This window comes from Pseudomonas sp. T8 (assembly GCF_024610635.1).
Lineage (GTDB): Bacteria > Pseudomonadota > Gammaproteobacteria > Pseudomonadales > Pseudomonadaceae > Aquipseudomonas > Aquipseudomonas chlororaphis_I.
This window is the reverse complement of the sequence record NZ_CP102374.1, coordinates 6,481,616-6,493,101: the sequence shown is the minus strand read 5'-3', so window position 1 is coordinate 6,493,101 and position 11,486 is coordinate 6,481,616. Positions and strand designations below refer to the sequence as shown.

Genomic DNA, 11,486 nt, shown 5'->3' with positions numbered 1-11,486 from the left:
GCCGCCGACCAGCGGCGCCGACGCTAAATCGGACCCGCCGCCCTTCGTTCCTTGCTTACCCCCCCTTGCACAGGTATCCGCCCATGTCCTCCGCCCAATCGCTGACCGACATCCTCACCCAAGGCTTGCGCAAACTGACGGGCATCGACCGGCCCAGACCCAAGGGCTACCGGGTGATCAACGTCGAGCTCAAGCAACGCATCGTCCTCAGCCCGTCCCTGGTGCGCCTGGTGTTCGCCGGCGAGGAGATCGCCCAGGCCCGCGCCCTGGCCCCGGACCAGCGCATCAAGCTGTTGTTCCCCGGGGCCGACGGCAGCGTCCCGCAACTGCCGGTGGAAGGCGACTGGCACGCCGCCCGGCGCAAGCTGCCGGCCGAGCAGCAGCCACCGATGCGCACCTACACCATCCGCGCCCTGCGCCTGCAACCGGCGGAACTGGATGTGGACTTCGTGCTGCACGGAATCAACGGCCCCGCGTCCAGCTGGGCCACCCACGCCCGGCCCGGCGACCGCCTGCAGATGGTGGTGCCGAACAAGGCCTACAGCGGCGACCCCGGCGGTTATGAATGGATGCCGCCGGCGGGGATCCGCAAAGTGCTGCTGATGGGCGATGAAACCGCCCTGCCGGCCATTGCCGGGATTCTCGAGGAGCTGCAGGCCTATCCGGATTACCCGGACGTGCAGGCGTTTATCGAAGTGCCCCACGAAAGCGACTGCATCGACCTGCGCTGCAACCCCCAGACCCGGCTCAACTGGCTGCCGCGGGACCTGTTGGGCGCCCAGCATGGCGAAACCCTGATCCATGCCGCCCGGGAGCTGGCCGAGCTGCCGCCGCCCAACACGGCACAGCGGCCGATCAAGCTGCGCGAGGGCGACGAGGAACAGCGTCCCTGGGAGACCGCCACGCCGGCCGACAACAGCTTCTATGCCTGGGTGGCCGGCGAGTCCGCCACGGTGATGAGCATTCGCCGCCACCTGATCAACGAGCGTGGCCAGGAACGCCGCAACCTGACCCTGATGGGTTACTGGCGCCTGGGCACGTCGTTGGGCTGACAGATCTGCCTGGGCCTTGAGAACGCCACGGCCGTGCCGGCCGATCGCAGGCTGCGGCAGCGGCTACATGAAGCCAGTCTCCGACCCTGTAGCCGCTGCCGAGCCCGCGAGGCTGCGATAAGGCCCGCAGGGCCTTGCTTGACGATCTTGCGATGGGCCACCGAGCGCCGCGGCCCTGCCGGCTATTCGCAGCCTGCGGCAGCGGCTACAGGGCGGTCGCCGCTTCGGGTTGCAGGTGACGCCGACGATGCACCTCAAGGTGGCCCTTGATCAGGCTCAGGACCTTGGTTTCGTGCTCGTGAATGAAGAAGTGCCCGCCCGCCAGCATGTCCACCGAGAAGCTGCCCTGGGTCTCCTTGCTCCAGCCAATCAGCTGTTCGGTGGTGGCCCGGTCGGCCTTGCCCCCCAAGACATGCACCGGGCAGTTCAGCAACGGGCGCTGCAGCGGGCGAAAACGGCCACACAGGAGAAAGTCGGCGCGCAGGATCGGCAGGGTCAGGCTCATCAACTCCTGGTTGGCCAGCACCTCTTCACTGGTGCCGTTGAGGGTACGCAGCTGCTCGATCAGCTGTTCGTCGGTCTTGGGGTCGGCAAAACCCCGGTCGTAGTCGGTGCGCAGGGTCGGCGCCGCGGTCCCCGAAGCGAACAGCGCCACCGGCTCCGGACAACCCAGGGCCCGCAGGGCGTGGGCCAGCTCGCAGGCCAGCAGCGCCCCCAGGCTATGGCCAAACAAGGCATAGGGCATGCGCAGATTGGCGCGGATTTCCACCGCCAGTTGCCGCGCCAGCTCGCGCATGTCGGTGTGCAGCGGCTCGGCGTAACGGGCGCCACGCCCGGGCAGCTCCACCGGCGCAAGGTGCAACCATTGCGGCAGCTTGCGCCGCCAGCGGCTATAGACCATGGCGCTGGCTCCGGAATACGGCAGGCATAGCAGCGTCAGCTGGGTCACGGTGTTCCCCTTGAAAAAAATGATGGTAAAGACTGGACGTGCCACCTGAGCGGCAAATTAGTAGCCGCCACCGGCCTGACGCTGATCTGCAGGAGCAGCCGGTCGACGCTCGATTGCTCGCGATGAACCTGAGAGCGCCACGTTTATCCAGCCAATACATCGGTATCGTTAACGACCATCGCGAGCAAGCTTCGCTCCTACAGTAGATCCCCTTCGCTGACCGATCGGCATTGGATCATCCGCCCCCATAAATTTCCCGGCACAGCCTTCGTTCCAGTCGCAGATCAAACCAACCAACAAGAGAGACCGCCGTGGACGTGCAGAGCATTCTGTGTCCACCTCGCTCTCGGTGAATTTCTGGGTCAACTCCGGGCGCGGCGGGTAAGGCTCAGGCAACCGCCGGCTGGCCGCGGGTCAGTCGGCGGCAACTCTGCACCGCCGCCCCCAGCACCACCACTGCCGCCGCCTGCGCCACCCAGAAGCCGCTGCGCGCGCCAAAGGCATCCACCAGCCAGCCGGAACTGGCGGCGCCGATGGCCACGCCGATGCTCACCCCGGTGACCAGCCAGGTCAGGCCCTCGGTGAGCTTGGCCGGTGGCACGATGTTCTCGACCAGGGCCATGGCGACGATCAGGGTCGGGGCGAAGAACAGGCCAGAGACGAACACCGCCAGGGACAGGCCGAGGATATTGCTCGCCAGCAGCAATGGCAGGGTGGTCACGGCGGTGGCGATGCCGCCGTACATGAACAGGCGCGGCAGCGGGGTATTCAGTTTCAGCGCGCCGAAGGCGATACCCGCCAGGCAGGAGCCGATGGCGTACACCGACAGCACGATGCTCGCCGCCGCGGGTTGCCCCTGCTGCTGGGCGAACGCCACGCTGACCACGTCCACCACGCCGACGATCATGCCCATGGCGATCATCAGCAACACCAGCAACTGCAACTCCAGCGACCGGATGATCGACGCGTCGTGCCCGGCCTCATGGGGATGCACCGGTGGCTCGGTCGCCCGTTGCGCCACCAGCGCGGTGACGCCGATCGCCAGCAGCAACAGCGCCGCCAGCGGCCCGGCCTCGGGGAAGGCCGCCACGCACAGCCCCACCGACAACGGCGGGCCGACGATAAAGCACACCTCATCGAGCACCGATTCCAGGGCATAGGCGGTCTGCAACTGCGGCTGGCCGCGGTACAGCTCGGTCCAGCGGGCGCGGATCATCGCCGGTATGCTCGGCATGCAGCCGGCCAGGGCGGCGAACAGGAACAGCGTCCAGTGCGGCGCCTGCAACCGGGTGCACAGCAACAACGCCAGCAGCGCCCCACCACCCAGGCCGGCGGCGATCGGCAGCACCCGGCCCTGGCCGAAACGGTCGACCAGACGCGACACCTGGGGCGCGCAGAAGGCCGTGGCCAGGGCGAAGGTCGCCGCCACCGCACCGGCCAGCGCGTAACCGCCCTTGAGCTGGGCCAGCATGGTGATCAGGCCGATGCCGGTCATCGACATCGGCATCCGCGCAATCATCCCCGCCACCACGAAAGCGCGACTGCCGGGGGCCTTGAACAGTTCGCGGTAAGGGTTTGCCATCGTCATCACACCTTGTCTGAGGCTTGCCAGAAATGCACCGCAAGACAAAAATACATACGGCGCGTATGTGAGAAAGCATGAGAACATACGCGGCGTATGTCAATCCACCTGTCAGCTGTGTGAGTGCCCGCCATGAGCCCGCGTCAACGCGCCGAGATGATCGAAGAAACCCGCAGCAAACTCATCGCCAGTGCCCGCCAGGCCTTTGGCAGCCTGGGTTATGCCAACACCTCGATGGACGACCTGACGGCCGAGGCGGGCCTGACCCGGGGGGCCTTGTATCACCATTTTGGCGACAAGAAAGGCCTGCTGGCGGCGGTGGTGGAACAGCTCGATGCGGAGATGGACCAGCGCCTGGAGGCGATCTCGCGCGGCACCGACGACCTCTGGGAAGCCTTCGTCCAGCGCTGCCGCACCTACCTGGAAATGGCCCAGGAAGCGGAGATCCAGCGCATCGTCCTGCAGGATGCGCGCGCGGTACTCGGGGACCTGACCGAGGCCAGCGAAGAACAGTGCGTGGCGTCCTTGAGCACACTGCTGGATGAGCTGATGCAGGCCGGCCTGGTGGTCAACGCCCCCAGCGAAGCCCTGGCGCGCCTGATCAACGGCAGCCTGCTCGACGCCTCGCTGTGGATCGCCCGCGACGAGCATCCGGGGCAACGCTTGCAGCAAGCGCTGGTCGGCCTGGAGGCGCTGTTGCAGGGCTTGCGGGTGCGCTGAGCCCTGGCTCGGAAGATCTTCTGGCAGCCGTGACCGGCCTCCTCGCTCTCGTAGGAGCGAGGCTTGCCCGCGATAGGGGCAACGCGGAATGTCGGATACACCGTGTCATCCTTCATCGCGCGCAAGCTGCGCGCCTACGAAAGACGACCAGGGTGCCTGCCGCAATGCGCGGCCGCTGTAGCCGCTGCCGAGCGCAGCGAGGCTGCGATCGAGGCCGAAGGACTCGCCAGGTAGGCACCGCGTTTCCCCAGATCCTACGAGGTGTCAGGCTTAGCGGCCCTCCGGGCCGATCGCAGCCTCGCGGGCTCGGCAGCGGCTACAGAGGTGGCGTGTTTTACCCGCGCGAGCGGTTCGCGGCAATGGCGGATTGCGGGCAGAATAGGCCGCCCCGGCCCTCTCAAGGATTCCCATGCGCCAGGTGCTGCTGATCATCGATGTGCAACCCACGTTCAACCCGCCGGACTGGCTGGTGGACGGCATCAACGCCCTGCTCGGCCAGTTGCCCTCGGTGGCCACCGTCGAACGCCATGATGAAAGCCGCACGCCCTTCGCCCGCCAGCTCGGCTGGCAACCCGCCGCCGATGACCACTGCCTGGTCGCCGCCGACCGCGTCTTCATCAAGCACGGCTACGCCCCCACGCCAGAGACCATCGCCTACCTGCTCAGCCTGGGCCCCGAACGCGTGCTGGTCTGCGGCATCCAGACCGACACCTGCGTGCTCGCCGCCGGCTTCGCCCTGTTCGACGCCGGCCTGCAACCGACCCTGATCACCGACCTGACCCTGGGCTCGTCACTGGACCGCAGCGGGCAGTTGGGAGTGCGGTTGTGGCAGCACCATTTCAAGCACCTCACGACCAGCGCCGAGCTCACTTTCCTGTAGCCCCTGACTGAGGTGTGACGCCTTCGTCAGCGCTTTATGCCGTCAGGGCAAAACCCACGCACGGAGTCTCCACACGACACTGGCCAGACACACGGATTGAGCTAAGGTTGCTGCTTTCCCTGTCGCCGGATCCGTCATGAACAGCTCGCCCTCTGTCCAGTACCTCCAGACACCTCGCCTGCACATCGCCTACGAACATCACGGCCCCGCCGACGGCGCGCCGGTGATTCTGCTGCATGGCTTTCCCTACGACCCGCGCGGCTACGACGAGATCGCCCCCGAGCTGGCGGCGCGTGGCTACCGGGTGATAGTGCCGTACCTGCGCGGTTACGGGCCGACCCGCTTCGCCGGCCCGGACATCCTGCGTTCCGGGCAGCAGGCGGCGCTGGCCCAGGACCTGCTGGATCTGATGGATGCCCTGGAGATCCCCCAGGCCGCCCTCGCCGGTTTCGACTGGGGCGGTCGCGCCGCCTGCATCGTCGCGGCCCTGTGGCCGGAGCGGGTGCGCTGCCTGGTGAGCGCCGACGGCTACAACATCCAAGACATTGCCCGCTCGACCCAACCGCGGCCGCCCGAGACCGAGCACCGGCTCTGGTATCAGTATTATTTCCACACCCAACGCGGGGTCGACGGCCTGACCGCCAACCGTCGCGAACTGTGCGCACTGCTGTGGCAACTGTGGTCGCCGACCTGGGATCGCGGCCGCGAACTCTACGACCTGAGCGCGCCGTCGTTCGACAACCCGGACTTCGTCGAGGTGGTGATCCACTCCTACCGGCATCGCTTCATGTACGCCCCGGGCGACCCGAGCCTGGAACACATCGAGCAGGCCCTGGCACAACAGCCGCCGATCCGCGTACCGACCATCTCGTTGTGTGGCGGCGCCGACGGGGTCGGCCCGGCCAGCGAAGAGGATGAAGACATCGGCCTGTTCACCGGCCCTTACCAACGCCGGATCTTGCCCGGGGTCGGCCACAACGTACCCCAGGAAGCGCCGCAGGCCACCTTGCAGGCGCTGCTGGAACTACTGGAAGCCTGACTCCCCCTCCGGCGAAAAGCGTTCCCGATAGGCCTGCGGTGTCACGCCGACGAGCCGCAGGAAGCTGCGGCGCAGGGTTTCTTCGCTGCCGAAACCGCACTGCACGGCGATGCGCTTGATCGGTACGCCGCTGTCGCCGAGCAGGCGCCGGGCGCTTTCCACGCGGATCTGTTCGATGGCCCGGGCCGGGGTCTGGCCGGTGTCGGCGCGGTAGTGGCGGACAAAGCTGCGCTCGCTCATGCCGGCCTGTTCGGCCAGGGTCGGGAGGTTCAGCTCGCGACCGAGGTTTTCGGCGATCCAGGCGTGCAGGTCGTCGAAGCGGCTGCCCTGCTTTTGCAGGGCCAGGGTCGCGCTGAACTGCGACTGGCCGCCCGGGCGCTTGAGGAACACCACCAGTTGCCGGGCCACGTCCAGCGCCATGGCGTGCCCCAGGTCCGCCTCGACCAGCGCCAGGGCCAGGTCGATGCCGGCGGTGACGCCGGCCGAGGTCCAGACCGGCCCCTCGTTGATGAAGATCGGATTGGCTTCCACCCGCAAGCGCGGGTATTGCCGCGCCAGTTGCTCGCAGCGGGTCCAGTGGGTGACCACCCGGCGCCCGTCGAGCCAGCCGCTGGCGGCCAGCAAAAAAGCCCCGGTGCACACCGACGCCACCCGCCGCGCCAGCGCCGCCTGCTGACGGACCCAGGCCACCAGCGCCGGGTCTTCGGCCGCGGCGTACACGCCCCAGCCGCCGGCGATGATCAGGGTGTCGCAAGGCGTGCCCAGCGCCGGCAAGGGCTCGGCCAGCAGCGCCAGCCCGGCCGAGGTGGTCACCGGCCCGTCGCCCGCGGCGATCACGTTCACCGCGTAGGGCAGCGGCAAGCCTTTATGCCGCGCCAGGTCGTTGGCCGAAGCAAACACCTGCAGCGGGCCCGTGACGTCGAGCACCTGGGCATTGGCGAAAGTCAGTACATGAACGGTTCTGGCGGTCTGGGGCATGGTTGGCGTAAATCGTGGGCAGGTTGGCGTATTCGCCAAAGCCTAGGGCGCTAGAGTCGAACCGTCCAGCCACATAAGGGTGGGCACCTTCGAACTTTTCCAGGGAGATACCCCATGACGCTGCAGATCGGTTTCCTGTTGTTCCCCAACGTCCAGCAACTCGACCTGACCGGCCCCTACGATGTGCTCGCGTCGCTGCCGGACGTGCAGGTGCATCTGGTCTGGAAGGCGCGCGGGCCGGTCACCGCCAGCACCGGCCTGGTGTTGCAGGCGACCACCAGCTTCGCTGACTGTCCGCCACTGGACGTGATCTGCATCCCCGGTGGTGCCGGTGTCGGGCCGTTGATGGAAGACCCGCAGACCCTCGACTTCATCCGCCAGCAGGCGGCGCAGGCGCGTTACGTCACCTCGGTGTGCACCGGTTCCCTGGTGCTCGGCGCCGCCGGGCTGCTGCGTGGCAAGCGCGCCACCACCCATTGGGCCTACCACCATTTGCTGGAGGCGCTGGGGGCGATTGCGGTGCAGGAGCGCGTGGTGCGCGACGGCAACCTGTTGAGCGGGGGCGGGATTACCGCCGGGATCGATTTTGCCCTGACCCTGGCCGGTGAGCTATTCGGCGAGGCAACCGCGCAGCGAGTGCAGCTGCAACTGGAGTACGCCCCGGCTCCGCCTTTCGCCGCCGGTAGCCCACGGACAGCGCCCAAAGCGGTGGTGGAAGAAGCCCGACGGCTCGCGGCGAACTCCATCCAACAACGCGGCGAGATAGTCGACAGGGTCGTGGCGCAGTGGCGGCAGGCCTGAGACCTGCGCACGCCGGGGGAAGAAAGATGCGGGCCAGGGCAACCTTATCGGCCAGCTGAGCCCTGGCCGCATCTTCGCTTGACCGACGTCAGGCCGGGACTGCGTGCTCAGTGGCCTGTCGGAGGTAGTCGATCACCTGCTGCACGGTCTGCAGGCTATCGGCTTGGTCGTCCGGGATGGTGAGTTCGAACTCGGTCTCCAGGGCCGTCACCAGTTCCACCCGGGCCAGCGAGTCCGCTCCCAGGTTCCCGACAAACGAGTCCTGGTTGCCGATCTGCGCCAGGTCGACGGCCAGTTCGCTCGCCACCACTCTTTTCACACGTTGCTCGAGGGTTTCCATAGTCATTCCCTTGCAGTTGGATGCGTACCACGAAACAGTGGCCGGCCCGCGCCGGCCACCGGGTTGTTGCGCCATGGCGAGGCGCGTCAGACCACCGTCAGGTGCATGAAGCCACCGGAGAAGCGCCCGCTTTCCGGGACGAAGCACAGCACGCGCTGCCCCTTGCGCAGGCGCCCGGACTCCAGCAGTTCGTGGATCATGATGTAGATCGACGCCGAGCCGGTGTTGCCACGCTCGGACAGGTTGGTGAACCAGCGCTCCTGGGGAATCGCCAGTTCGGTGTTTTCCAGGCACTCGGCAATCGGCTGGCGAAAGTATTCCGACGACATGTGCGGCAGGAACCAGTCGATGGCCTCGGGCGACAGGTTGCGCTTGATCATCACCTCCTTGAGCGGCTTGCCGAGGGTGTACTTCACCACGTTCTCGTTCAGCAGCCGCACGTCCTGCTTGATCGCGAAAATCGAGCGCGAGGCCCACTCCTCCGGGGTCAGCAGCTTCCAGCCGACCAGGCTGTCGTCCTCGGCCTTTTCCGCGCCGGCGTACATGCAGGTCGGCAATTCGTTGGCGTAGGAGAAGATGTCGATCCAGTCGATGCGCAGCGACAGGCCGCCGGCCCGTGGCTGGTTCTCGAGCAGAAAGGCCCCGGCACCATCGGACAACATCCAGCGCAGGAAGTCTTTATCGAAGGCGATTTCCGGGCGGGCCGCCATCTGCGCCACCAGTGCCTCGTTTTCCGCATCGAAATTGCGCGCATGCAGCACCGGCGAAGGCACCTCCGAGGCGGTGGCCACGGCATTGCGACTGGCCCCCGACAGCACCGACAGGTAGGCGTATTTCAATGCGGTCAGGCCCGCCAGGCAGATGCCGGCGGTGGACACCACTTCGCAAGGCTTGTTGCCCAACTCGCCATGCACCATCACGCCATGGTTGGGCATCAGTTGGTCCGGCATGGTGGTGCCGGTGGACAGGCATTCCATGGAGTCCAGGGCAAAACCATCGCCCACCAGGCCCTTGATCGCCTCGGCGGTTATTTGCGCGTTAGTGAAACGGGGAATACCGGTCTGCGGGTCCAGCACATAATAGCGCTGCTTGATACCGTTATTGCGCAGCACTACTTGCCGAGACCGTGAAGGTCGCCCGCCCACATACCCGAGAATGCTTTCCATCGTATCGTTATCCACTGCCTCTCCCGGCATATAAGTGGATGTTTTCGTAATATAGACAAACGATTCACTCATGATGATTTCACTCTTCAGTTTCAAGATTTAGTTGCGAGCCGGACGGTTGTTCGTAATAACGCTGCAACTCGTCCAGTCGCGTCCGGATAAAGGGATGAAGCAAACGGCGTAACACCAGTGAAATAGGCAGGACAGTCAAGATGACCAGCAATAGATAAACGATGAACACGCCCAGCAAGAGTCGCCGTAGCCATTGCCCATACTTGCCGAAACGGCAAATTATTCCCGACCAGAACTTGAAGCCTTTATAGGCCGCACGCTCGCTGAGTATCAGCCCGGGGTTGACGGGCGCCGCCCCCAGCCCGGCCAGCATCGGCCCTTTGGCTTTCTCTTTATTGGCATACAGGGCGGCCTTCAATGCCCGCCCGAAACGTGCGGCGCCCTGGACATCCTCGGCGCTGATCCCGGCCTTGGGCAGGCCGAGGAATGACTCGCGGCTGCCGGTGAACATCCAGCGCGGCGTGGTAATCAGGGTGGCGAAGGTATTGGCCCGGTCGGTCAGCACGACGTTGTCGCGCAGCCGCGCGCCGGCCTCGTCCAGCAGGCGCTTGACCACCTCCTGGGCCATCAGCCACATGTTGCGGCAGGCGATCACCGTGACCACCGGGCGCCCGGCCAGCAGGCGCTTGCCTTCCGCGCTCTGGAGAAACGCGGTGATCAGCGGCGACGGCGACAGGTACCAGACCTGATACGCCAGGATCACCAGGTCGAAAGGCCATGGATGATCGGTATGCACCGGTTCGATGGCCGGCGGGCTGAGCTGCACGGTCTCGGGAAACACGTCGAAAAACCTGCCCACCGGCCAGGGAAACGGATAGGCAACCCGGGGCTTGAGCACCACTTCATGCACCTTGACCTCCTGCGTCGAACGCAGGGGCGAGATCAGGCTTTCGACCACTTCGCTCAACTGACCGCTTTGCGAATAACGAACAACAAGTACATGTTTCATAAGTGCGGGGACCTTTTGCTTTTCAACCACACAGGCACGCCAGAGATCACTTGAAATGAACCTCGGCATGAAAGGCAGTTTTATAAGTTGGGCACGACAAAAAAGGCGCGCGCTGTATTCGTGGCAGGTCGAACTTAAAAACAAAACATAATGAACGACAAAACAGCAGCACCCGGAACAGCGGCCTGGTGATGAACTGAAAGCGGAAATCGCCCACCGCGCATTCCAAACACTATCTGCCTGTTTTTGACAGAATGTATTGGTAGTGAGACAGAACCCGTCTTCTTGGCTGAAACTCTATCTGCAATCGGATACTTGTAAACCTACCAACTCTGGTAGGTCCTTCGCGCTACCCAGCGGACGAACTTACATGCTCTTATCTGAACTTTTTTCATCTAGGCAAGACATGTTCAATACTGGCTACTGGCCTTAATTGAAAAGTTTTCCCGCGCGTGTTCAGGCAGCCTCTACACTCTGGCCCAGCCTTCCCTCAGGAGCCTTGCCATGCACAAGACTTACACCGGCAGTTGTCATTGCGGTGCAGTGCGCTATGAAGTCGAGATCGACTTGAGCCTGGGCACCCACAAGTGCAATTGCTCGATCTGCAGCAAGACCCGCAACTGGAACGCGATCATCGCCCCCAAGGCCTTTCGCCTGCTCAGCGGCGAACAGGCGCTGAGCGACTATCGATTCAACCGTGGCAATACCCATCATCTGTTCTGCAAGCATTGTGGCGTGCGCACCTTCGGGCGCGGGCATGTGCAGGAGATCGGCGGCGACTATGTCGCGGTGCAGGTGATGACCCTGGATGACATCGACCTGCAGGAGCTGCTTGCGGCCCCGGTGCATTACGCCGACGGTCGCCATGACAACTGGGGGCATGTGCCGGAGGAGATCCGTCACCTCTAGCTTTTCCACAGGCGAAAAAAAACCCGCCGAAGCGGGTTTTTTTCAAGAC

At 65.0% G+C, this 11,486-nt stretch carries 12 protein-coding genes; 6 read left to right on the top strand and 6 right to left on the bottom strand.

The genetic code is table 11. From position 1 onward, the window contains the following. The first annotated feature begins 83 nt into the window (after positions 1–83). Positions 84–1,052, top strand: coding sequence for a siderophore-interacting protein (locus NRG23_RS29645; protein WP_016702404.1), 969 nt, complete (start codon positions 84–86; stop codon positions 1,050–1,052). Between the two features lie 205 nt (positions 1,053–1,257). On the opposite strand, the gene NRG23_RS29640 is transcribed toward NRG23_RS29645, so the two are convergent. Together NRG23_RS29640 and NRG23_RS29635 are read right to left on the bottom strand one after the other, a co-directional pair. Beyond that, complete coding sequence (locus NRG23_RS29640; RefSeq protein WP_041989695.1) at positions 1,258–2,001, bottom strand: thioesterase II family protein; 744 nt, start codon at positions 1,999–2,001, stop codon at positions 1,258–1,260. A 388-nt stretch (positions 2,002–2,389) separates the two neighbouring features. After that, on the bottom strand, positions 2,390–3,583 hold the full coding sequence (locus NRG23_RS29635) for an MFS transporter (protein ID WP_053269575.1): 1,194 nt from the start codon (positions 3,581–3,583) through the stop codon (positions 2,390–2,392). Positions 3,584–3,715: 132 nt separating this feature from the next. Here NRG23_RS29635 and NRG23_RS29630 point away from each other — a divergent pair, with 132 nt between their 5' ends. The 3 genes from NRG23_RS29630 (at position 3,716) to NRG23_RS29620 (ending at position 6,222) form a co-directional block, all read left to right on the top strand. Further along, positions 3,716–4,303: a TetR/AcrR family transcriptional regulator gene (locus NRG23_RS29630; RefSeq protein ID WP_053269576.1), complete on the top strand. Its 588-nt coding sequence runs from the start codon at positions 3,716–3,718 to the stop codon at positions 4,301–4,303. A 409-nt stretch (positions 4,304–4,712) separates the two neighbouring features. Beyond that, a complete protein-coding gene (locus NRG23_RS29625; protein ID WP_053269577.1) occupies positions 4,713–5,183 on the top strand; it encodes an isochorismatase family protein in 471 nt (156 codons plus the stop codon). A 136-nt stretch (positions 5,184–5,319) separates the two neighbouring features. Next, positions 5,320–6,222 carry an alpha/beta fold hydrolase gene (locus NRG23_RS29620; RefSeq protein WP_257373143.1) on the top strand — a complete coding sequence of 301 codons (903 nt, stop codon included), beginning with the start codon at positions 5,320–5,322 and terminating at the stop codon, positions 6,220–6,222. On the opposite strand, the gene NRG23_RS29615 is transcribed toward NRG23_RS29620, so the two are convergent. Beyond that, positions 6,208–7,200, bottom strand: a complete 993-nt coding sequence (locus tag NRG23_RS29615) for a GlxA family transcriptional regulator (RefSeq protein ID WP_257373142.1) — start codon at positions 7,198–7,200, stop codon at positions 6,208–6,210. The two genes, NRG23_RS29620 and NRG23_RS29615, sit on opposite strands and share 15 nt — an antisense overlap. Positions 7,201–7,314: 114 nt before the next feature. Between NRG23_RS29615 and inhA the strand changes: the two genes are divergently transcribed. After that, on the top strand, positions 7,315–8,001 hold the full coding sequence (inhA, locus tag NRG23_RS29610; protein ID WP_257373141.1) for an isonitrile hydratase: 687 nt from the start codon (positions 7,315–7,317) through the stop codon (positions 7,999–8,001). 88 nt (positions 8,002–8,089) lie between these two features. Here inhA and darC read toward each other — a convergent pair whose 3' ends face one another. From darC to darA, 3 genes are all read right to left on the bottom strand, one after another. Then, entirely contained in the window at positions 8,090–8,341 is a 252-nt protein-coding gene (gene darC / locus NRG23_RS29605; RefSeq protein WP_053269579.1) for a 2-hexyl-5-propylresorcinol biosynthesis acyl carrier protein DarC, read from the bottom strand. Positions 8,342–8,427: 86 nt separating this feature from the next. After that, complete coding sequence (gene darB / locus NRG23_RS29600) at positions 8,428–9,579, bottom strand: beta-ketoacyl synthase DarB (protein ID WP_257373140.1); 1,152 nt, start codon at positions 9,577–9,579, stop codon at positions 8,428–8,430. A 7-nt stretch (positions 9,580–9,586) separates the two neighbouring features. Then, complete coding sequence (gene darA / locus NRG23_RS29595) at positions 9,587–10,528, bottom strand: 2-hexyl, 5-propylresorcinol biosynthesis aromatase DarA (RefSeq protein WP_009050009.1); 942 nt, start codon at positions 10,526–10,528, stop codon at positions 9,587–9,589. Positions 10,529–11,032: 504 nt separating this feature from the next. Here darA and NRG23_RS29590 point away from each other — a divergent pair. Then, complete coding sequence (locus NRG23_RS29590) at positions 11,033–11,437, top strand: GFA family protein (RefSeq protein ID WP_009050010.1); 405 nt, start codon at positions 11,033–11,035, stop codon at positions 11,435–11,437. Positions 11,438–11,486 lie beyond the last annotated feature (49 nt).